The organism is Leisingera sp. UBA4491 (assembly GCF_002388965.1).
Taxonomy (GTDB): domain Bacteria; phylum Pseudomonadota; class Alphaproteobacteria; order Rhodobacterales; family Rhodobacteraceae; genus Leisingera; species Leisingera aquaemixtae.
Map to the genome: position 1 here is coordinate 1 of NZ_DGNN01000004.1, position 19,860 is coordinate 19,860.

Annotated in this window: 23 protein-coding genes and 1 pseudogene; 3 read left to right on the top strand and 21 right to left on the bottom strand. The window is 64.0% G+C overall.

Translation table 11 applies throughout. The annotated features are described in order from the left end of the window. Nucleotides 1–43: 43 nt before the first annotated feature. From B2P87_RS00955 to hmgA, 8 genes and pseudogenes are all read right to left on the bottom strand, one after another. A pseudogene (locus tag B2P87_RS00955) lies at nt 44–244 on the bottom strand (transposase); the annotation flags it as partial. A gap of 302 nt (nt 245–546) precedes the next feature. Continuing rightward, nucleotides 547–1,179, bottom strand: a complete 633-nt coding sequence (gene maiA / locus B2P87_RS00960; RefSeq protein ID WP_141891486.1) for a maleylacetoacetate isomerase — start codon at nt 1,177–1,179, stop codon at nt 547–549. A 61-nt stretch (nt 1,180–1,240) separates the two neighbouring features. Continuing rightward, nucleotides 1,241–1,783: a VOC family protein gene (locus B2P87_RS00965; protein WP_058286441.1), complete on the bottom strand. Its 543-nt coding sequence runs from the start codon at nt 1,781–1,783 to the stop codon at nt 1,241–1,243. Then, on the bottom strand, nt 1,780–1,998 hold the full coding sequence (locus B2P87_RS00970; RefSeq protein WP_141891485.1) for a DUF2783 domain-containing protein: 219 nt from the start codon (nt 1,996–1,998) through the stop codon (nt 1,780–1,782). Before B2P87_RS00970 ends, B2P87_RS00965 begins: the two co-directional genes overlap by 4 nt. Before the next feature lie 5 nt (nt 1,999–2,003). After that, entirely contained in the window at nt 2,004–3,614 is a 1,611-nt protein-coding gene (locus B2P87_RS00975) for an FAD-dependent oxidoreductase (RefSeq protein ID WP_141891484.1), read from the bottom strand. Between the two features lie 149 nt (nt 3,615–3,763). Then, nucleotides 3,764–4,714, bottom strand: coding sequence for an MBL fold metallo-hydrolase (locus B2P87_RS00980; protein WP_058286444.1), 951 nt, complete (start codon nt 4,712–4,714; stop codon nt 3,764–3,766). Between the two features lie 82 nt (nt 4,715–4,796). Beyond that, nucleotides 4,797–6,053 carry a fumarylacetoacetase gene (fahA, locus tag B2P87_RS00985; protein ID WP_141891483.1) on the bottom strand — a complete coding sequence of 419 codons (1,257 nt, stop codon included), beginning with the start codon at nt 6,051–6,053 and terminating at the stop codon, nt 4,797–4,799. Between the two features lie 105 nt (nt 6,054–6,158). After that, nucleotides 6,159–7,514, bottom strand: coding sequence for a homogentisate 1,2-dioxygenase (hmgA, locus tag B2P87_RS00990; protein ID WP_141891482.1), 1,356 nt, complete (start codon nt 7,512–7,514; stop codon nt 6,159–6,161). 71 nt (nt 7,515–7,585) lie between these two features. On the opposite strand from hmgA, the gene B2P87_RS00995 reads away from it, so the two are divergent. Continuing rightward, a complete protein-coding gene (locus B2P87_RS00995; RefSeq protein WP_141891481.1) occupies nt 7,586–8,026 on the top strand; it encodes a MarR family winged helix-turn-helix transcriptional regulator in 441 nt (146 codons plus the stop codon). Between the two features lie 51 nt (nt 8,027–8,077). After that, complete coding sequence (locus B2P87_RS01000) at nt 8,078–9,310, top strand: adenylate/guanylate cyclase domain-containing protein (RefSeq protein ID WP_141891480.1); 1,233 nt, start codon at nt 8,078–8,080, stop codon at nt 9,308–9,310. A gap of 18 nt (nt 9,311–9,328) precedes the next feature. Here B2P87_RS01000 and B2P87_RS01005 read toward each other — a convergent pair whose 3' ends face one another. The 6 genes from B2P87_RS01005 to trmD form a co-directional block, all read right to left on the bottom strand. Further along, a complete protein-coding gene (locus B2P87_RS01005) occupies nt 9,329–10,138 on the bottom strand; it encodes a division plane positioning ATPase MipZ (protein WP_058286447.1) in 810 nt (269 codons plus the stop codon). Nucleotides 10,139–10,308: 170 nt separating this feature from the next. Continuing rightward, nucleotides 10,309–12,345: a DEAD/DEAH box helicase gene (locus tag B2P87_RS01010; protein ID WP_141891479.1), complete on the bottom strand. Its 2,037-nt coding sequence runs from the start codon at nt 12,343–12,345 to the stop codon at nt 10,309–10,311. Between the two features lie 114 nt (nt 12,346–12,459). Continuing rightward, nucleotides 12,460–12,681, bottom strand: coding sequence for a 50S ribosomal protein L31 (gene rpmE / locus B2P87_RS01015; RefSeq protein ID WP_058286449.1), 222 nt, complete (start codon nt 12,679–12,681; stop codon nt 12,460–12,462). Between the two features lie 11 nt (nt 12,682–12,692). Continuing rightward, a complete protein-coding gene (rplS, locus tag B2P87_RS01020; RefSeq protein WP_027244967.1) occupies nt 12,693–13,067 on the bottom strand; it encodes a 50S ribosomal protein L19 in 375 nt (124 codons plus the stop codon). A 348-nt stretch (nt 13,068–13,415) separates the two neighbouring features. After that, entirely contained in the window at nt 13,416–13,751 is a 336-nt protein-coding gene (locus B2P87_RS01025) for a YegP family protein (protein WP_141891478.1), read from the bottom strand. Between the two features lie 112 nt (nt 13,752–13,863). Further along, nucleotides 13,864–14,667, bottom strand: coding sequence for a tRNA (guanosine(37)-N1)-methyltransferase TrmD (trmD, locus tag B2P87_RS01030; RefSeq protein WP_141891477.1), 804 nt, complete (start codon nt 14,665–14,667; stop codon nt 13,864–13,866). Between the two features lie 56 nt (nt 14,668–14,723). Here trmD and B2P87_RS01035 point away from each other — a divergent pair, with 56 nt between their 5' ends. Further along, nucleotides 14,724–15,767: an aminoglycoside phosphotransferase family protein gene (locus tag B2P87_RS01035; RefSeq protein WP_141891476.1), complete on the top strand. Its 1,044-nt coding sequence runs from the start codon at nt 14,724–14,726 to the stop codon at nt 15,765–15,767. 9 nt (nt 15,768–15,776) lie between these two features. Here B2P87_RS01035 and rimM read toward each other — a convergent pair whose 3' ends face one another. From rimM to B2P87_RS01070, 7 genes are all read right to left on the bottom strand, one after another. Next, nucleotides 15,777–16,280, bottom strand: a complete 504-nt coding sequence (gene rimM / locus B2P87_RS01040; RefSeq protein WP_141891475.1) for a ribosome maturation factor RimM — start codon at nt 16,278–16,280, stop codon at nt 15,777–15,779. Between the two features lie 153 nt (nt 16,281–16,433). Beyond that, complete coding sequence (gene bluB / locus B2P87_RS01045; protein WP_141891474.1) at nt 16,434–17,072, bottom strand: 5,6-dimethylbenzimidazole synthase; 639 nt, start codon at nt 17,070–17,072, stop codon at nt 16,434–16,436. A 4-nt stretch (nt 17,073–17,076) separates the two neighbouring features. After that, the gene (rpsP, locus tag B2P87_RS01050; protein WP_027235629.1) at nt 17,077–17,445 is read right to left on the bottom strand and encodes a 30S ribosomal protein S16; all 369 of its coding nucleotides are present in this window, start codon (nt 17,443–17,445) and stop codon (nt 17,077–17,079) included. Nucleotides 17,446–17,505: 60 nt separating this feature from the next. Beyond that, nucleotides 17,506–17,814 (bottom strand): chorismate mutase, encoded by a 309-nt coding sequence (locus B2P87_RS01055; protein ID WP_027235628.1) that lies wholly within the window; start codon nt 17,812–17,814, stop codon nt 17,506–17,508. A gap of 114 nt (nt 17,815–17,928) precedes the next feature. After that, a complete protein-coding gene (locus tag B2P87_RS01060; protein ID WP_141891473.1) occupies nt 17,929–18,531 on the bottom strand; it encodes a GNAT family N-acetyltransferase in 603 nt (200 codons plus the stop codon). A gap of 61 nt (nt 18,532–18,592) precedes the next feature. Continuing rightward, nucleotides 18,593–19,111, bottom strand: a complete 519-nt coding sequence (locus B2P87_RS01065) for a GNAT family N-acetyltransferase (RefSeq protein ID WP_082649539.1) — start codon at nt 19,109–19,111, stop codon at nt 18,593–18,595. 197 nt (nt 19,112–19,308) lie between these two features. Continuing rightward, on the bottom strand, nt 19,309–19,860 hold the full coding sequence (locus B2P87_RS01070) for a GNAT family N-acetyltransferase (RefSeq protein WP_141891472.1): 552 nt from the start codon (nt 19,858–19,860) through the stop codon (nt 19,309–19,311).

The following is a 19,860-nucleotide window of genomic DNA, read 5'->3' on the forward strand; positions in this document are numbered from 1 at the left end:
TTTCGCGGGGGGCAGGTCAGGGCCTTTGCTGATCCCTCCAACTCTTCAGCTTCGCGTTCTCAACCTCAAGCGCTTTCAGCCGCTTGGCCTCGGACACCTCCATGCCTCCGTACTTCGAACGCCACTTGTAGAACGTGCCATCGCTGATGCCGTGCTTCCGGCAGAGCTCCTTGGCGCCTATCCCGGCTTGGTGCTCCTTCAGGATGCCAATAATCTGCTCTTCGCTGAATCGGCTTTTCCGCATCGTCTGTCTCCTCGTGTGGAGAGCAGGCTAACTTCAAACCGCGGACTTCTCAGGGGAGCACGTCACGGGACACTGATACACCCGGCACACGCGTCTGTGCGCCGATCACCCGTTTCTCGTCTTCAGACCAATTGCGCCTGCGCCGCTTCGCCATATTCAACCCCGATAGTGTCCACTTGTTCGCTAATGGACATTATCCATCACTAACGACCGCCGTCAGTGCGGGCAGACCGGACGGTTGCAGCCCGAACGAAGCCCCGGACAGAACAGAACTGGAGCGCCGAGGCGGCAGAACCGGGGCGTCAGGAATTCTGGTCCGGATGCGCGGCTGCAAACGCGGGATGGTCCGCGCAGACGGCCTCCACTGCGCAGATCCGCGGCAGGTCCGAGAAATCCGCCTCCCAGCGGCGGGCGTTATACAATTGAGGCATCAGGCAGATGTCCGCCAGCCCCGGCGCGCTGCCGGTGCAAAAGGGGGTCTGCTCGAATCCGGCCAGCAGAACCTCAAACGCTTGCAGGCCGGGGCGGATGAAATGCTGCATCCAAGCCTTGGGCATATCCGGCGCGCCGCCGCTGAGGGCGGTTGCGTGTTTGGCCACCTGCAAGTTGCAGACCGGGTGCACATCTACCGCTACAGAGTGTGCCAGCGCCCGCGCCAGAGCGCGCTGGCCCGGGTCCTGCGGCAGCAGGCCAAGCGCCCGTGTTTCGTCCAGATAGTCGAGGATCGCCAGCGACTGGGTAAGCCGCAGGCCGTCGATCTCCAGCACCGGGACAAATCCCTGCGGGTTCCGGGCCAGGTGGTCCGGGCTTCTGTGTTCGCCCTTGACCAGATCGACCGGGACAGTGGTGTAGCCGATCTCCGCCAAATTCAACGCGATGCGCAGCCGGTAGCTGGCTGACGAGCGCCAATAATCATAAAGAACCGTGCGGGTCATCCGCGTCCTCCCTGTTGTGAAAAGGCAGCCCTTGGGGCTGCCTTCCACCGTTTGTGCGGGCTCAGCCCTTGTTCAGTTCCTTGGCGTGCAGCCAGTCGGCGTGTTTCGGTGCCTTCTTGGTCTTCGACCACTCCTCCAGCATCTCCCACTTCACCGCGTCCAGCTTTTCAAGCAGTGCGTCTTCCGCGGGATCGGGGCAGGCGAGCTCCACCCGGTGGCCGTTCGGGTCAAAGAAATAGATCGAGTGGAAGATGGAATGGTCGGTGACGCCCAGCACCTCGACGCCATTGGCCTCCAGATGCTCCTTGAACTGGATCAGGGTGTCGCGGTCCTTGACCTTGAAGGCGATGTGCTGCACCCAGACCGGCGTGTTGCGGTCGCGGTCCATCTCCGGCTTGGTCGGCAGCTCAAAGAAGGCCAGGACGTTGCCGTTGCCAGCATCCATGAAGATATGCATGTAAGGATCGGGTTCATGCGTCGATGGCACGTGGTCCTCGGCAATGGCCAGGACGAAGTCCATGTTCAGCATCTTGTTGTACCACTCGACTGTCTCTTTGGCGTCTTTGCAGCGGTAGGCGACGTGGTGAATCTGTTCGATTTTCAAGCGGTGTCCTCCCCGGGGTTCAGCGCGGCCGCGGCCAGCGCCTGTTTCAGGATTGCGCGTTTTCCAATGTGGTTGGCGAGCACCAGCACCAGGCGTGCGTTCAGGGCATCGCTTTCGGACCTGCTGAGGCCCTCGTGCGCTGCCAGCAGATCTGCATAGAAATCGTCGGCGCGCTCGGTGTTGGCGGTCAGGATCAGCTGATCGGTTTGTGTCATGGTGATCATTCCTTGCCGATGGCCCGGCGGATTGCGTGCCGGAACTGGTTTTCATCAAAGGCAGGCCGGCGGGCGGCCACGTGCTGGTCCGGGCGGATCAGGTAGATGCCGCTTTCATGCTTGCCCAGGTAGCGCTGCTGCAGCGCCAGCGTCTTGTCATCCTTGATCGACAACGCCAGGCGGGTGACCTCGATGCCTTCCTCCACGATCACGTCCGGCGCGTCGGCGTCTATGGTCAGCAGCACGAACTTGTCGCCCAGCTTATCCAGCAGGAACCCGTCGCCAAGCGGTGCGTCGGGGCAGGGGGAGCCGGGGCGGGTGCGGTCCGGCCCGTCGAGCGCATCCGCCGAGTTCAGCGGTGAGCCGTCATAGGTGCAAGGCACCGACAGGCGGCCGGAGTTCACCAGGGGACGTGCGAATTCATACTGTTCCGACAGGTCCAGGACTGCGTCGCGCAGCACCCGGCTGATCTCTGATTTCGGAGTGATGAAATCGGTGGAGCGCGAGGAGTTGAGAATGTTCTCATCCGCCCCGTGAATGCGCTCGGCGTCATAGGTGTCCAGCAGGCTCTCCGGCGCCTTGCCGTCCATCACCAGCTTCAGCTTCCAGCACAGGTTGTCGGTGTCCTGCAGGCCGGAGTTGGCGCCGCGGGCGCCGAAGGGGGAGACCTGGTGCGCAGCATCGCCAGCAAAGATCACCCGGCCGTGGCGGAATTTCTCCATCCGGCGGCATTGGAAGGTATAGATCGAGACCCACTCCAGCTCGAATTTTACATCCTCGCCTAGCATCGCCTTGAGGCGCGGGATCACGTTTTCCGGGCGTTTCTCGCGCTCCTTGTCGATGTCCCAGCCCAGTTGCAGGTCGATGCGCCAGACCCCGTCAGGCTGCTTGTGCAGCAGCGCCGACTGGCCCTTGTTGAAGGGCGGATCGAACCAGAACCAGCGTTCGGACGGGAAATCCGCTTCCATGATCACATCGGCAATCAGGAAGTTGTCCTCGAACACCCGGCCGACGAAATCCAGGCCCAGCATCTGCCGGGTGGGCGAGCCCGCGCCATCGCAGGCAATCAGCCATTCGGCCTCCAGCGTATAGGAGCCTTCGGGCGTGTCGATTTCCAGCACCGCGTGGGTGGGGTGGGTGCCGATGGCAGAGACCTTGTTGCGGCCCCGGATTTCGATCGGCGCGCCCTGCTCTTGCAGCTCGCGCACCCGGTTCACCAGGTATTCCTCGAAGTAATACTGCTGCAGATTGATAAAGGCAGGGCGTTTGTGGCCCTCTTCCGGCAGCAGGTTGAACTCATAGACCTGGCGGTCGTCGAAGAACACCTTGCCGGTGTTCCACTGCACGCCCTTGTCGACCATCGGCTGGCCGCAGCCCAGCCGGTCAAGGATCTCCAAGGGCCGCTTGGCAAAGCAGATCGCGCGGGAGCCGAAGCTCACCTTGTCGTTGTCGTCCAGCACCACAACTTCGGTGCCCTGCTGCGCCAGGTCGATGGCGGCAGCCAAGCCAACCGGGCCCGCCCCGATGACCACCACCTTGCGGCGCACGGGCGAAGAGGCGTCTTCATCCGCATGGCGCTTGTAGGGGTACAAAGGGACTTCAAAGATCTTCTTCATCTGGTCTCCTCCCAAATTCCGGGTGCCGTCAGGCACAGCTCTACCCTTTCCCGGCAGGAGCCGGCCGGGAGCATGGTCTAGCGTCTCACAGGTTCTGCCGGGGCGACACGATCTGGATCAAACCGCCCCGGGTGCTAAATTGCCGGGGCTCAGCCCTGCAGGGCCTCCCACATCTCCAGATCGCGCTGAGCGGTCCAGATCCGCGGGGTGTCGATGCCGCGGGCCTCGTCAAAGGCGCGGGCGACGTTGAAGGGCAGGCAGTGCTCATAGATCGCATAGTCTGCAAACTTCGGATCGCACTCGGCGCGAACCGCGTCCCAGGCTTCCTTCAGGGTGCCGTTGCGCGCCGCCACCTTAGCCGCCGGGCGGTAGGTGCTTTCGACGAAATCGCGGGTGTTTTCGATGGCGGCGTTGACCATCTCCTTGCCGACCAGCGCGTCGCCGCGGCCCGGGGCAATGGCATCAACGTCAAAGGCCTTGATGTTGTCGAGCGTGCTGCCCCAGTCGCCGAAATGGCCATCGCCGCAATAGCAGGCAGAGTGGTATTCGACGATGTCACCGGTGAACATCACGTTCTGATCCGGCACATGGATCACGATGTCGCCCGCGGTGTGGGCGCGGCCCAGGTGCATCAGGTCAACCCGGCGGTTGCCGAGGTAGACAGTCATGTCATCCGAGAAGGTGGTGGTCGGGTATGTCAGCCCGGGAATGCTCTCATGGCCTTCGAACAGCCGCGGGAAGCGCTGGAATTCGCTGTCCCAGTCCTCCTGCCCGCGTTCCACCACCATGGCGCGGGCGGCGTCACCCATGATAACCTGCTGCGCGCCAAAGGCAGAGGCGCCCAGCACGCGGACGGCGTGGTAATGCGTCAGCACCACATGGGTGATCGGCTTGTCGGTGACAGAGCGCACGCATTCGATCACCTTGTTCGCCAGCCGCGGGGTGGCCTGCGCCTCTACGATCATTACGCTGTCATCGCCGATGATCACGCCGGAGTTGGGATCGCCCTCTGCGGTGAAGGCATAAAGGCCCTCGCCCACCTCAGTGAAGGAGATTTTCTTTTCGCTCATGTCCCCTTGGGACGCGAATGCCTTGGCCATGTGTCAGTCCTTTCAGCGGTGCGCCAGAGGCAAGTGCGGGAGCCTCCGGCGGAGATATTTGGGGCAAGAGGAAGAGCGGTGCTTACCTCTTGAACGGATCGTCCAGCGCGGGCAGAACCCTGCCCGTGCAGTCACCGAACCCGATGGTGTAGCCATCGCCTTTGGCCGCGCCTTTCAGGGTCAGCGTGTCGCCATCAGCGATGAAGGAGCGCTCCTCGCCGGTTTCCAGCGTCAGCGGCTCCTTGCCGCCCCAGCTGAGCTCCAGCAGAGAGCCGCGGCTGTCCTTGGTGGCGCCGGAAATGGTGCCGGAGCCCAACAGGTCGCCTGCGTTCATCGGGCAGCCAGAGGTGGTGTGATGCGCCAGCTGCTGCGCGGCGGAGTAGTACATTTCTTTGTAGTTGGTCCGCGCGATGGTGGTCGCTTCCTTGCCTTCCGGCGCCATGGTGACTTCCAGATCGATGTCATAGAGCATCGGGCCGCAGTCCTTCAGGTGGTCCAGCAGTTCCACCTCACGCTCCGGCGTGCCGCAGCGGAACGGCTCCAGCGCCGGCTTGGTCACGATCCAGGGAGAGATCGTGTTGGCAGTGGCCTTGGCCTGGAACGGCCCCAGCGGCTGATACTCCCAGGCCTGGATATCGCGCGCCGACCAGTCGTTCAGCAGCACGTAGCCAAAGATGTTGTCATCCGCTTCCTGCACGGTGATCGGGCCATCGGACGGCGTGCCGACAATCGCACCCATCTCCAGCTCGATATCGAACCGCGCGCAGGGCGCCCACCGCGGCTTGTCATCATTCGGGCCTTTCAGCTGGCCCCAGGGACGGCGCACATCTGTGCCGGACACCACCACGGACGACGCCCGCCCGTTATAGCCGATCGGGATGTGCAGCCAGTTCGGCGGCAGCGCGTTCTCCGGGCCGCGGAACATGGTGCCGACGTTAAACGCGTGGTTTTTGCCCGCGTAGAAGTCGGTGTATTCGCTGACCGCAAAGGGCATGTGCAGCTCGGCGTCCGCGGCGGCAACCAGCAGGGGTTCCACCTTGTCCTGCTCGGCGGCACCCTCGGACAGCAGCGCGGTCAGACGGTCGCGCAGCGCCGCCCAGACAGCCGGGCCTTCCTCCATCAGGTCGTTCCAATAGGGGACGTCGAACAGCGGCGCATCGCCCAGCTGGATCAGCCCGGCTTCCTCGGCGGCTTGCATGTCCAGGATCATATCGCCGATAGCCACGCCGCAGCGCGGATCATCGCCATCAACGGAAAACACACCATAGGGCAGGTTGTTCAGCGGGAACGGGTGGTCCGCATCATTGGCCGAGGCCACCCAGGATTTCAGCAGAGGCATAGCGTCTCCAGTTTCCGGATCCGAAGATCCTTTTCATCTTTCCGGAAATACTCCGGGGGTGAATGGGCCGGTCAGGCCCAGAGGGGGCAGCGCCCCCTCACCGTTTCATTTCAGGCCGGGCGTGCCGTCGAACTTTTTCTCGATGTCGCTCCAGCAGTCGATGTAGTCATCCTGCAGCGGCGCGTCCTTGGCTGCAAATGCGGTCAGATGCTGCGGGAAGCGGGTCTCGAACATGAAGGACATGGTGTTGTCCAGCTTTTCAGGGCCGAGATTGGAGTTTGACGCGCCTTCAAAGGCGTTCTTGTCCGGCCCGTGCGGCAGCATCATGTTGTGGAGAGACATGCCGCCCGGCACGAAACCTTGCGGCTTGGCGTCGTACTGGCCGTAGATGTTGCCCATCAGCTCCGACATGATGTTCTTGTGGTACCATGGCGGGCGGAAGGTGTTTTCGGCCACCATCCAGCGTTCGCGGAACAGCACGAAATCAATATTCGCGGTGCCCGGCACGCCTGACGGCGCGGTCAGCACGGTAAAGATCGACGGGTCCGGATGGTCGAACAGGATCGCCCCCACCGGGCAATAGGTGGTCAGGTCGTATTTGAAGGGCGCATAGTTGCCGTGCCAGGCGACCACATCCAGCGGCGAGTGGCCGATTTTGGTCTCGTGGAACTGGCCGCACCATTTGATGGTCACGGTCGAAGGCGTCTCGCGGTCCTCGAACGCCGCCACCGGCGCCTTGAAGTCCCGCGGGTTGGCCATGCAGTTGGCACCGATCGGGCCGCGGCCCGGCAGTTCGAACTTCTGGCCGTAATTCTCGCAGACAAAGCCGCGGCAGGGGCCTTCCAGAACCTCGACCCGGTACACCAAACCGCGGGGAATGATGGCGATTTCCTGCGGTGCCAGGTCGATGATGCCCAGCTCGGTCGCAAAGCGCAGGCGTCCCTCCTGCGGCACCACCAAGAGTTCGGAGTCGGCGGAGAAGAAATAGCTGTCCACCATCGACTCGGTGACCAGATAGATGTGGCTGGCCATGCCGACCTGGGTGTTCACGTCGCCCGCGGTGGTCATGGTGCGCATGCCGGTGAGCCAGGTCAGCCCCTGATCGGAATGCGGCACCGGATCCCAGCGGTACTGGCCCAGCGAGATCACGTCCGGATCGACACAGGGCGCCGACTTCCAATGCGGCAGGTCGATTTTCTGATAGCGGTGCGAATGCTTCACCGAGGGGCGGATCCGGTAGGTCCAGGTCCGCTCCGGCGGGTCGGCGGTAAAGGCGGTGCCGCTCAGCTGTTCGCCGTAAAGGCCATAGTTGCATTTCTGCGGGCTGTTCATGCCCTGCGGCAAGGCGCCGGGCAGCGCCTCGGTTTCAAAGTCGTTGGCAAAGCCGGGCATATAGCCCTCGTTCGGCCCCGCAAGCGAGGGAGCCTGGATCATTTCATGGGGATCGGCTGGCCGATTCATCGCGCGTTTCTCCTATCACTGCTTGCGGAATATTAGTTGTTTTTGTAACTAACAAGGGAGAGAGGACGCAAATGACCGAGAAAGATGACTTCACTCTGCAGGATTTCCTGCCTTTTCTGCTGAACCGGGCGGCCGAGGAAAGCTCGCTGGGGTTCCAGCGCCACTACAAGGACCGCTATGGTATGCTGCGCACGGAATGGCGGGTGCTGTTCCATCTGGGCAACTATGGCCAGATGACCGCCAAGGAGATCGGCGAGCGGGCCAAGATCCACAAGACCAAGATCAGCCGTGCGGTCGCCAAGCTGGCAGAGAAACGGTTTGTGACCCGCACCCGGGATGAAAACGACCGCCGGGCAGAGCATTTGACCCTGACCCCGGCGGGGCAGTCCGCCTACCGGGAACTGCGGGATGTGGCGCAGGAGTTCGATTCCAAGCTGTGCCGCCAGTTCACGACCGGCGAGGTTGCGATTTTGCGGTATATGCTGCGCAAATTAGCAGGCATCGGCCCGTAGACATTGCTGGGTGCAATGCCCAGATATGGCAGCGGAATTGAAGGTGAAACCATGATACAGATTGATGTCAATTCGGGACCGCTGATTGCCTGGCTGATGGAACAGGGACTGCACGGGGCGCAGCAGCAGGATCTCTTGCAGGGCTATTGCCAGCGGCTGTGCGATGCGGGCGTGCCGTTGTGGCGTTTCCATCTGGCGCAGCGCGCCTTTCACCCGAAATTCGGCGGCATCGGTTTTAACTGGACCCGGGCCGACGGCCTGTCTCACCAGCATTACGAATACCGCGAGTCCCCGCGCGAGGAATGGCTGCGCAGCCCCTTCTACCACATTCTGGATCAGGAGCTGGACGAGTTCCGCGAGAAACTCGAAGACGGCGCGCCGGAGGAATTCCCGCTGCTGCCGGAGCTGCGGGAACGCGGGGCAACGGATTATTTCGCCAAGGGTGTGCGGTTTTCCCCGCCCGAAGCCGGGCCGAACGACCCCAGTCATCCGCAGGAGGGCATGCTGGTCTCTTGGGCGACAGACCGCCCTGGCGGCTTTTCAAGCCGCGAGCTGGACCTGATCCGTACCACCCTGCCGCATCTGGGGCTGGCGCTGAAATCCTCCTCCAACCGGCAGATGGCCAGCGACCTGCTGCAGGTCTACCTGGGCCGCGATGCCGGCCGCCGGGTGCTGTCGGGCGAGATCCAGCGCGGTTCCTCGCAACAGATCGACGCGGTGATCTGCCTGTTCGATCTCAAGGGGTTTACCGAACTTTCCGAGCGGCTGCCCGGAACCGAGCTGATCGACATGCTGAACGGCTATTTCGGGCTGGCGGTGGAAACCATCCAGGCGCATGGCGGCAACATCCTCAAGTTCATGGGAGACGGCATGCTGACCATGTTTAATCTGGGCAGCATCGAGGAAGACGCCCATGCGGCGTTGGCCGCCGCCAATGAGCTCTGCGGCAAGATCCGCGCCTGCAACACCGAACGCGAGGCGCAGGGCGTGCCGACCGCAGGCTTTACCTTGGCACTGCACGCGGGCACCATCCTCTATGGCAATATCGGGGCGGAGAGCCGGCTCGACTTTACGGTGATCGGCCAGGCGGTGAATCAGACCGCCCGGATCGCCGGGATGCACCGGTCGGTCGGCCAGAACATCATCATGTCCGAGGATGTTAAGCTGGCCGCCAGGGGCACCAACCATGATCTGGTGTCGCTGGGCCGCTACATGCTGCGCGGGGTGGCCGAACCGATGGAGCTCTACACGATCAACCGCGGCAACTGCGGCTGTTCCGGCTGAGGTGCCGCCGGGGCGGGGTCAGATGCTGACCTCGACCCCCGGCAGGTTCACTTCCTTCATCATATCGCGCAGCTCCTGCCGGGCGGCGATGTTGGAGATGTTCAGCTGCTTGACGCCAACATCCTTGAGGTCCAACAGCGTCAGCCCGCGCGGGAACAGTTCGCGGAAGATCACCCGCTCCGAGAACCCGGGCGCCACGCGGAAGCCGATGCGCTTGGACAGCATCTTGATGGCACGCTCCATCTTTTCCTTGTTGACCATACGCTGGGTGCCGACCCGGTTGCGGATCACGATCCAGTCGATCGGTTTGAGACCGGCCTGCGCCCGCAGCTGGCGGGCGTTCCAGACCATTTCTGAATACACGGACGGGCCGGTGATCGTCTCGCCCTTCTGGTCCACATGGGCCAGCAGGTCGAAATCGACGAAGCTGTCGTTCAAGGGCGTGATCAGCGTGTCCGCCAGCGAATGTGCCACCTGGCTCAGGCGCGTGTGCGAGCCGGGGCAGTCGATCAGGATGAAATCATGGCCCGGCTCCAGAGCCGAGACCGCTGCCGAAAGCCGGTGGTCGTAGATGTTTTCACCCGGCTGCAGGCCGGCCGGGTCGATCTCCGGCAGCTCATGCATTTCGACCATCGGCAGTTCCAGCCCCGCCTTGGCGCAGAAATCCTGGCGGTTTTCCAGATAGCGCCCCAAGGAGCGCTGCCGCAAGTCCAGGTCCAGCGCCGCCACCTTGTGGCCCAGCCGGGCCAGAGTGGTTGCCACATGCATGGAGACAGTCGATTTGCCCGCGCCGCCCTTCTCGTTGCCGACGACAATGATATGCGCCATGTACAGGTCCCTTCGCTCGTGCTTTGGTGCACGTCTTTAGCTTTGTGCCCCTGTATAGGCTCTGGATTCGGCCAAGAAAAGTGGTGCGCGCAGGCTGGTGAATTTAGGGTTAGCGCCCATTAAATCCGCAACACTGGCCCAGCGGATTTAACGGGCACCAAGGCCGGGCTTCACCGGTGCTTTGCAGGCCCGGAGGGGCTGCGCTTGGGGCGTGCATCGCCGCCCTTGCCGCCCTTCCCTGTCTGGGGTGCCGCCGCGCGCGCCTTGTTCTTCTTGCTGTTCGGCTTGCCCGCCGGCGGTTTCGGCCCCTTGGCTTTGAACGGCTTGCCTGCGGGCGCGCCGGGCCTTGCCATCCGCTTGGAGGGATCGGACGCGCCCTTGGGCTTGGCTGTCACGGCCGGCTTGGGTTTACTGGGGCGGGTCTCCGCGCGCGGCTCCCGCCGCTCGTCCCGCGCCGGTTTATCTTTCCACTCCTTGCGCGGCGGACGGCTGTCTTCCCCGGCTTCAGCCTTGCGGCGGTAGGGCTTCGGGCCGTCTTCCTTGCCGCGGTGGGGCATGGGCTTGCGGTCGCCCTTGAAGCCGCCCTTGGGCCCGCCAGGCCCGCGGCGCGGAGCAGGGGCCAGGTCAGGCGCCTCGGACAGCCGGGTCAGCACGGCGCCCGGTTCCAATTCGGTCTTGCCGCCCAGCGCCTTCAGGAAGCCGTTAACAGCGCCCTCGCTGATTTCGGCAAAGGTTTCATTGTCCTGCACCCGGATTGCACCGATGGCGTCGCGGTCGATATTGCCGGCCTTGCACAGCATCGGCAGCACCTTGCGCGGGTCGGCACCGGCCTCGCGGCCGCCGGACAGGGAGAACCAGACGGAGGGGCCAAAGGCTTTGCGTTCCTTGCGCTCCTTGCGTGGCTCTTCCTCACCTGCCGGGCGCAGATCCTCTGGCGCCGAATGGCGGCTGCGGAACAGGCGCAGATAGGTGGCGGCGATTTGCTCGGCCGAGAAATTGTCCAGCAGGGTCTGGACACCGGCCTGCTCGTTCTCCTCAACGGGCTGCTGCCAGACCGGATCGGCCAGCATCCGCTCTTCATCCCGCGCCAACACATCATCGGCAGAGGGCGCTTCGCAATGTTCGGCGGTCAGTTTGGCCCACTTCAGCAGGCGCAGGGCCTTGGCGCGCGCCTTGGGCGGCGCGATCAGCGCGCTGACGCCCTTGCGGCCCGCGCGGCCGGTCCGGCCGGAGCGGTGCAGCAGCGTTTCGTGGTTCGAGGGCAGTTCCGCATGGACCACCAGCTCCAGCCCCGGCAGGTCGATGCCGCGTGCCGCCACGTCGGTGGCCACGCAGACCCGCGCGCGCCCGTCGCGCATCGCCTGCAGCGCGTGGCTGCGCTCGGTCTGGCTCAGCTCGCCCGACAGCGTCACCACCGGCAGACCGCGGTTGGTCAGGCGCGCCGCCAGACGGTTCACCGCCGCGCGGGTGTTGGCAAAGACGATGGCGCTGGGCGCCTCATAGTAGCGCAGCACGTTGATGATGGCGTTTTCCGCGTCCGCTTGCGCCACGCTCATCAGACGGTATTCGATATCCGCGTGCTGCTTGGTCTCGCCTGCGGTCTTGATCCGCATCGCGTCGCGCTGAAAGGTCTCGGCCAGGCTGGCAATCGCCGGCGGCACGGTGGCGGAGAACAGCAGGGTGCGGCGGTCTTCGGGTGCTTCGCCCAGGATGAACTCCAGGTCCTCGCGGAACCCAAGGTCCAGCATCTCGTCGGCCTCGTCCAGCACCACGCCGCGCACCTGGCTCAGATCGATGGAGCCGCGCGCAATGTGGTCGCGCAGCCGCCCCGGGGTTGCCGCGACAATGTGGGCACCGCGGGCCAGCGCCCGGCGCTCATCGCGCATATCCATGCCGCCGACGCAGGAGGCAATCACGGCGCCCGCCTCGCGGTAAAGCCAGCTCAGCTCGTGCTTCACCTGCAGCGCCAGCTCGCGGGTCGGGGCAATCACCAGCGCCAGCGGCGCCGCGGCCTCGCCGAACGCCTCATCCTCACCCAGCAGATCCTGAGCCAAAGCCAGGCCAAAACCGACAGTCTTGCCCGATCCGGTCTGTGCAGACACCAGCAGGTCGCGCCCTTCCACGTCGGGCTGGGTCACAGCCTCCTGCACTTGGGTCAGGGTTTCATATCCGCGCTCTTGCAGTGCGTTGGCCAGGGCTTGTTTCACGAGGGGGCTGTCTTTCCCGCGGGGCGCGCATCCGGCCCCAGCGTCAGAAGAAAAAGAAAGAAGGCTGCCCGTCCGGGGCAGCCTTCGGGAGTTCTGCAAAATACGGCAGGCGGCTTAGAAGCCCAGGCCTTCGTATTTCTTTTTGAACTTGGACACGCGGCCGCCGGCGTCCAGCAGGCGCGAGGTGCCGCCGGTCCAGGCCGGGTGCACGGTCGGGTCGATGTCCAGGGCCAGCTGATCACCCTCGGAGCCCCAGGTGGAGCGCATCTTGAGGATGGTGCCGTCGGTCATTTTGACGTCGATGAAGTGGTAATCGGGATGAGTGTCTTTTTTCATGATACCGCTCCTCAGGCTTTCTTGGGCTTATAGTTCGCGTCTTCTGCGATACGGGCCGACTTGCCGCGGCGGGCGCGCAGGTAGTACAGCTTGGCGCGGCGGACGCGGCCGCGGCGCACCACTTCGATCGAGTCGATGTTGGTCGAATACAGCGGGAACACACGCTCCACGCCTTCGCCGAACGAAATCTTGCGGACGGTGAACGAACCGGCAATGCCTGCGCCGTTCTTGCGGCTGATGCAAACGCCTTCGTACATCTGCACGCGCGAACGCGAGCCTTCGGTCACCTTGTAGCCGACACGGATGGTGTCACCGGCTTTGAAGTCGGGGATCTCTTTCCCCAGGGCGGCGATCTGTTCCGCCTCCAGCTGTGCGATCAGGTCCATCGCAACTCTCCTAAATCTGCCTGCGGTTCATGCCGCAGAGGTTTGCGCCGTCATGAGAGCTCCTGGTCTTCACCGGGTCCCGCCAAATGGCAGCCCGCCAGAGATCACGCCGTCTGTTCCTTGCTGCCGACGGCCGGGCCCAAAGCGAAAACCGAAGAAGATTTCCAGGTGAGTGATCCAACAGCCAGCGGCCCGGAGCCGCAAATGCGAATCCAGACCGGCGCTGTATACGTCCGCGGCCCCAACAAAACAAGTGCCCCGCTGCGCCGCGCGCAAGAGTTTTCCCAAAACGCTTGCCAAATCTTATCGCAATTGATCTGGGGCGCGCACCCCGGCGGTTTCAGGCCGTCATGCGGTCTGATCGTCCACCGTGGCGTCCGCCGCGTTTTTCTTGACCGACTCGATGCCGCCATCGCGGCTTGAGGCGCTGGCATAGCTCTGCGAGGTTCCGATCACCTGGCCGTTGGTGGCCTTCAGATTGAACATGTGCTTGCCCGCAGAGGTTTCCTTGCGCTCATACCGGGCATCGTCGCCGGCGTTTTTCTTGACCGATTCGATGCCGTTCTCGGCGCTGGCCTTCTGCTTGTAGCCCTCGCTGGACAGAATGTTCTCGCCGTTGCCTGCTTTCAGGCGGAAGCGGAATTCCCCCGCGTTGTCGGTGTAGAGTTCAAATTTAGCAGCCACCCTGTTCACTCCTAATTCTTCATGAATATGAGCGGACTAAAGCACGGCTTGGGGCGTCCGGCAACGGTCTGGCGCTGCGGGCGTTCTCCGGGCCGGGCAACCGGACCGCCGTTCAGCCGCCTTTTTGGGTCTTGCGGCAATAGGCCTCCCACAGATCCGGGCGGCGGGTTCTGGTGATCTCTTCGCTCATGCCGTGGCGCCATTCGGCTATCTTGCCGTGGTGACCGGACATCAGGACTTCGGGGATCTCCAGGCCTTTCCATTCGGCGGGGCGGGTGTATTGCGGATGCTCCAGCAGGCCGGAGGAGAAGCTCTCCTCCTCGGTGGAGGCCTGGTTGCCAAGCACCCCGGGGATCAGCCGCACGGTCGCGTCAATCAGCGCCTGGGCTGCCAGCTCGCCGCCGGTCATGACAAAATCGCCCAGGGAGACTTCCTGAATGCCGTAATGCTCCAGCACGCGCTCGTCGACGCCTTCGAAACGGCCGCACAGCAGGGTGATGCCGTCGCACCGGGCAAAGCTCTGCATCATCTGCTGGTCCATCCGCCGCCCGCGCGGGGACAGGTAGACCAGCGGCCAGTTGCCCCGGGAGTCCGCCATCGTGTGCTCGATCGCCTCGCCCAGGACGTCGGCCCTGAGCACCATGCCGGCGCCGCCGCCGGCTGGTGTGTCATCGACATTGCGGTGCTTGCCGATGCCGAACTCGCGCAGGTCTACGGTCTCCAGCTGCCACAGGCCCTCCTGCAGCGCCTTGCCGGTCAGGCTTTCGCCCAGCACGCCCGGAAAGGCTGTAGGGAACAGCGTGATGATCTTGGCTTTCCACACCCCCGCCAGATCCGGCGTCGGCGTCATCAGCTCGCGCGGCTTCAGGGTCGGGCGGATGGCTTTGCGGCCATGAGATTTGCTTGGTGCAGTCATAATGTTGCTGTTTAGTGCAGTCAGATTTCCACGCAATAAAAAGCTTTGGTGTTTCGATGAATTCAGAACAGCCGTCTGCGGCAGCCCGGTACGATCCGTTTGCTGCGGTGGACGCGGTACAGACCCGAACACAGGCGCTTTGGCCCACGGCGGCCACGGCATCCTGCCTGCCCGAAGATGGGGCCGTGTTCCGCAGGATGCAGGTCAACAGCGGTGTTGAGCATCGCCGCTGTGTCTTGGAGGTAAGGACCGCCGATGGCCGGAGCTTTGTCTTGCGTGCCGATTTCGAGGCGTCCGATCCGCTGCGGCAGGCCAGTTTTCTGGACCGGCATCAGGCCGCTGCCGACAATCTGAAGGCGGTGCCGGGCGTGTCAGCACCAGCGCTCCTGTGGCGGGACACGCAGAGCGCTGCCGTCCTGATGGAATTTGTCCGGGGGGATACGGCGCACCGTGAATTGGCGCTTACGGAATACGGGTTCGGGGACCGCAGCAGTGTTTTGCGGCGGATTGGGTCTGCGGTGGCCGCCTTGCACGAGGTTTCCGGCGCGGGGGAAAGGCAATTTTGGCCGAAGCCGTTTCTGACCCGGGTTTCGAACCAGGCCCAGGCGGTGCGCGACGGGCAGCTGCCGGTGCCGAAACCCAACAAGTTTCTGGGGCTGTGCGCCTACCTGCACCGGGCGGCACAGCGAGCGCGGGGGCATTCCTTTCGCGGAGCTGTCGAACATGGCGACCTGCATCTGCGCAATATCCTCATGCCGGAGGCGGCCGTCTCCTTTATCGACTTTTCAAACCATGACGGCATCTTCCCGCAGCGCGACCTTGCCAATCTCTGGCTGGCAAATTGCCCTGACCATCTGGCGGCGGAAGGCCGCACGCCTGGGTTCGGGCTGGTTGCGCAGGCCGATTGGGAAGCCTTCCAGGACGGTTATGGCGCGGATCTGGTGAATGATCCCGTTTTCCGCTTCTTCTATGCTCACCGCCTTTTCAGAATCTGGGCAGGATTGTGCCACAAGCCGCCGGAGCAAAAGCTGAAAAGCGCGGAGGCTGCGGTCAGGATTGCGCAGGTGTTTGAGGCGCTGCTGGGTGAGGAAGCCGGGTGAACAGCCGCCTCAGATCAGCCCTTCGGGCGGGTCGGCAATGATGCGGCCCTGGCTCAGGTCGACGGTCGGCACCGCCTCCAGAGTGAAGGGCAGCAGCACCGTGGCCTTCAGCCCGGGGCCGTGGATCTCCAGCAGGTCTGAGGCACCGTGGTTTTGCACCGATTTCACCGTGCCCAGCAGGGTGCCGCCGGTGTCGTAAACCTCCAGCCCGATCAGGTCGGCGTGGTAGAACTCGTCATCCGGCAGTTGCGGCAGCTGATCGCGGCGGGCAAACAGGCGCAGCCCCTTGATCGCGTCGGCGTCCTCCTTGGTTTCCACCCCGCTGATCCTGGCGGCAAAGCCGTTCTTGATCGGCCGGGTGATCATCAGGGAGTAGCTCTGGCTGCCATCCTCATTGCTGAGGGGGGAATAATCCTCGATCTCTTCCGGGATGGCGCAGAAGCTCTTGAGCCGCACCTCGCCGCGCACGCCGAAAGCGCCGGCCACCGCACCCACGCAGATCAGTTCGCTCATGGTCTTATTCCTTTGCACAGAAGCCTGCGCGCAGCCACTGGCCGCCGGATTGTTCGCAGAGCTCGCTTTGGTGGTTGCGTTCAAAAAAGATGCCCGCGGTAAAAGCCACTGCAACAAAAAACACAAGCCTTATCAACCGTCCCATGGGCGGCCTCAGCGGGTTTCCAGCGGCAGATCCGCTACCCGGCTTTCCCAGCCCTGCTCCTCCAGCTCCGGCGTGTCCGAGAGCCGCTCCGGGTAGCCGATGCAGAAATAGCCGATCAGCTGCCAGCCGTCCGGGGCGTTCAGGTCGCGGTTCAGCTGCTGCGGGTCGAGGACCGAAACCCAGCCCAGCCCCAAACCTTCGGCGCGCAAGGCCAGCCAGAACAGGGTGATGGCGGTGACCACCGAATAGCGGCGCATCTCCGGCATCGTGGCGGCCCCCAGGCCGTGGCCCTGGACGGTTTCGTCGTCGCAGTAGACTGCCAGCTGCACCGGGGCGTCGCGCATGCCTGACAGCTTGAGCCCGGCATAGCGTTCGGCACGCTCGCCGGAATACCCCGACAGCGCCTCGGCATTGGCTTGTTCGAAATTCTTCAGCGCCGCGGCGCGGGCGGTTTCGCTCTCCACCCGCAGGATGCGCCAGGGTTCGCTCAGCCCCACCGACGGGGCCAGCGGAATGGCAGAGAGGCAGCGCTGCAGCACTGCCTCCTCCACCGGATCGCTGCGGAACCGGCGCACGTCGCGCCGGAGCCGCATCAGCAGATCAAGCTGGCTGCGGAACTCTTCGGGAAAAGCGCCCCGCAGCTCCACGGAATTATTCCGCGTCTGCAGCTGCTTCGGCGGCTTCAGCAGCCTTTGCAGCTTTCTCTTCCGCGCGCTCCTGGGCTTTCTTGCCCGGGGTGCCTTTTTTCGGGTTGCTGCGCTCGGCCTTGGCGCGGACGCCTGCTGCTTCCAGCATGCGGGCGATACGGTCGGTCGGCTGGGCGCCCTGGTCCAGCCAGTGCTGCACGCGCTCCATGTCCATTTTCACGCGGTCTTCCGAATCTTTCGGCAGCAGCGGGTTGTAGGTGCCCAGCTTCTCGATGAAGCGGCCGTCGCGCGGCATGCGGCTGTCAGCAGCCACGATGCGGTAGAAGGGACGCTTTTTAGAGCCGCCGCGGGCCAGACGGATTTTCATTGCCATGGGTACATCTCCTTTGATGGCGTTGTCCGGGGTATGCCCCGGTTGTTCCTGTTGTCGTTGTTATTCTTGGTGTTTCTTGTGGTGGCGGATGACTTCACCAATGATGAAGTTCAAAAATGCCTTGGCGAATTCAGGGTCCAGATCGGCCTGCTGCGCCAGGTCTTCGAGCCGTGCGATCTGCGCCGCTTCGCGGGTGGGATCGGACGGGGGAAGGTCGTGTTCGGCCTTGAGCCGGCCCACCGCCTGGGTGTGCTTGAAGCGCTCGCCCAGGGTGTAGACGAGGATCGCGTCCAGGCGGTCGATGCTTTCGCGGTGGCCCTTCAGCAGCTGGGCTGCGCGGGCGACGGGATCTTGGATATCTGTTGTCATCAGCTTCTCCGCAATGCAGCAGGCCGGGGAGGCATCAAGGGGGCGCCGCGCGTGCAGCGGGCGTGCACCATCTGTGCACCGCCGCAGTGCAGCGACATGGTATCGAAACGCTGTTCAGTCAATGGCCCAGCCCTCCGGTTTGAAGAGCGGGTCGGCATAATGGGCGATTTCCATGTCGATCCCATGCGCAATCTGGCTGTCCTTCAGGGCGTCCGGGGCGGGGTGGCGGTAAACCGCATCGTTGCCGTCGATGGTGGCGGCCTCGTGGTCCTTCTTGGCGCCAAGCCGTTCCGCGAGCCGGATCGAGTCGAGATTCTTGGGGTCGATATAGCTGACCGCGGTCTCCCAGCCCAGATTTGAATAAAAATGCCGGCGTGCGGCGTGCGCAGCCTCCAGCGCATAGCCCTTGCCGGCCGCACCGGGCCAGATGATCCAGGCGATCTCGCGCTCCGGCCAGCCTGCGGGCTGCCAGCCGCCGGCCATGCCGTAGGTTTCATCGGTGGCCTTGTCGTGGATCATCCACATGCCGAAGCCGCGCACCTGCCAGTGGCCGATCTCGGCGGCATAGAGCATCCAGGCCTCGTAAGGGTTCAGCGGCCCGCCCATGAAGCGGGAGCGGTAGGAGCTGAAGGTGGCCTTGAAGTCCGGGTAGTCCTGCGGCGCGGGGCCGCGCAGCACCAGGCGGCGGGTTTCGATCACCGGGATGTCAAACGGCATCAGCGCGCTCCTTCCACGGGAAGGGCGCGGCCGGGCCGGGATATGATCCCGCCGAAGCGCATCAGTGCAGCAGCCCCCGTGCATCCTGCGGGCCGGACGCGCCGGCCGGCGGCATGTGGCGCCAGGCGCGGATGTTGGGCGCGGGCTGCAGTCGGAAGGAAACCGGTTTTTCCGGGCGGGCGCCGACACGGCGGGCCAGTGCGATGGAGGCGTCGTTCTCCTCCGGCACGTAAGAGACGATGGTGTCCCAGCCGGCCTCTGCAAACAGCCAGTCGAGCACAGCCTGCGCGGCTTCGCTGGCATAGCCCTTGCCGCGGCCTGGCTCCATCAGGTGCCAGGACAGTTCCGGCTCCGGCCAGCCTTTGGGGAACCAGGGGCCGACGAGGCCGACAGTCATGCCGGTGCTGCGCTCGACCACGGCGAACAGTCCATAACCGTGCAGGTGCCAGTGGCCGATGATGGTGGCAATCGACCACCACAGCGAATCCGGGTCCTCCGCCGCGTCGATGAAACGCGGTGCGCCCGGGTCCAGGAAAGCAGAGTTCGCGTCAAACTCCGGATCGGCTGGAGAAATCAGCATCAGACGTTTTGATACGAGGCGCGGATACCGTTTTTGCGAGTCTTCCATAATATACCCCTTCGCCCGGGCGGCGGACCGCCCGGCCTGAAATTCACCCATCCGGTGAAGGAGTATCGGGGAGACTGCGTAATTTTCGGTTAAGCAGGCCGTCTCTGCAGCAGCCGGGCGGGGCTGGCTGGGGCTGATTTGATGGAAGCTCATGCGTAGGCCTCCATTCCGCCGTCGCAGGAGGCGGCAGGCGCGGGGTGGCGGTAGACCAGTTCGCGCCCATGCTTGGGGTTGTCGAAGTCTTTCTCGAACACCGCGCCCAGCCGCTCAGCCAGGGCTACGGAGCGGGTGTTGCCGGGGAAGATGTTGGAGCAGAGCGCCGGCAGGCCCATCACCTCATAAGCATGGGTGCGGGCGGCCCGGGCAGCCTCGGCCATGATGCCGCGGCCTTCGCCGGCCGGGAAGGCCACCCAGCCCAGTTCCGGTTCCGGCCAGCCTTCGGGCTGCCAGAGGCCGGTGATCCCCAGCGCCGCGCCTGTATCCTTGCAGGTGATGGTCCAGAAGCCGAAGCCGCGGATCGCCCAATGTCCCACCGACATAGCGAACCAGCGCCAGGCCTCGTTGCGGTCCAGCGGCCCGCCAAATCCCCAGGAGCGCGCTTCATCGGCGAAGAACGCTGCCACCGGCCCGAAATCCGCCGCCTCCGGTCCGCGCAGGACCAGGCGTTCGGTTTCAAGGTGAGGGATGGCGGGGAGATGCAT

Bases quoted from the DNA above. Each gene is read 5' to 3' on its own strand.
- maiA (WP_141891486.1), bottom strand. From the start codon at position 1,179: ATGACCCGCACGGTTCTTTATGATTATTGGCGCTCGTCAGCCAGCTAC.
- B2P87_RS00970 (WP_141891485.1), bottom strand. From the start codon at position 1,998: ATGACACAAACCGATCAGCTGATCCTGACCGCCAACACCGAGCGCGCC.
- B2P87_RS00975 (WP_141891484.1), bottom strand. From the start codon at position 3,614: ATGAAGAAGATCTTTGAAGTCCCTTTGTACCCCTACAAGCGCCATGCG.
- B2P87_RS00980 (WP_058286444.1), bottom strand. From the start codon at position 4,714: ATGGCCAAGGCATTCGCGTCCCAAGGGGACATGAGCGAAAAGAAAATC.
- fahA (WP_141891483.1), bottom strand. From the start codon at position 6,053: ATGCCTCTGCTGAAATCCTGGGTGGCCTCGGCCAATGATGCGGACCAC.
- hmgA (WP_141891482.1), bottom strand. From the start codon at position 7,514: ATGAATCGGCCAGCCGATCCCCATGAAATGATCCAGGCTCCCTCGCTT.
- B2P87_RS00995 (WP_141891481.1), top strand. From the start codon at position 7,586: ATGACCGAGAAAGATGACTTCACTCTGCAGGATTTCCTGCCTTTTCTG.
- B2P87_RS01000 (WP_141891480.1), top strand. From the start codon at position 8,078: ATGATACAGATTGATGTCAATTCGGGACCGCTGATTGCCTGGCTGATG.
- B2P87_RS01005 (WP_058286447.1), bottom strand. From the start codon at position 10,138: ATGGCGCATATCATTGTCGTCGGCAACGAGAAGGGCGGCGCGGGCAAA.
- rpmE (WP_058286449.1), bottom strand. From the start codon at position 12,681: ATGAAAAAAGACACTCATCCCGATTACCACTTCATCGACGTCAAAATG.
- rplS (WP_027244967.1), bottom strand. From the start codon at position 13,067: ATGGACCTGATCGCACAGCTGGAGGCGGAACAGATCGCCGCCCTGGGG.
- trmD (WP_141891477.1), bottom strand. From the start codon at position 14,667: ATGACTGCACCAAGCAAATCTCATGGCCGCAAAGCCATCCGCCCGACC.
- B2P87_RS01035 (WP_141891476.1), top strand. From the start codon at position 14,724: ATGAATTCAGAACAGCCGTCTGCGGCAGCCCGGTACGATCCGTTTGCT.
- rimM (WP_141891475.1), bottom strand. From the start codon at position 16,280: ATGAGCGAACTGATCTGCGTGGGTGCGGTGGCCGGCGCTTTCGGCGTG.
- rpsP (WP_027235629.1), bottom strand. From the start codon at position 17,445: ATGGCAATGAAAATCCGTCTGGCCCGCGGCGGCTCTAAAAAGCGTCCC.
- B2P87_RS01055 (WP_027235628.1), bottom strand. From the start codon at position 17,814: ATGACAACAGATATCCAAGATCCCGTCGCCCGCGCAGCCCAGCTGCTG.
- B2P87_RS01060 (WP_141891473.1), bottom strand. From the start codon at position 18,531: ATGCCGTTTGACATCCCGGTGATCGAAACCCGCCGCCTGGTGCTGCGC.
- B2P87_RS01065 (WP_082649539.1), bottom strand. From the start codon at position 19,111: ATGCTGATTTCTCCAGCCGATCCGGAGTTTGACGCGAACTCTGCTTTC.
- B2P87_RS01070 (WP_141891472.1), bottom strand. From the start codon at position 19,860: ATGCATCTCCCCGCCATCCCTCACCTTGAAACCGAACGCCTGGTCCTG.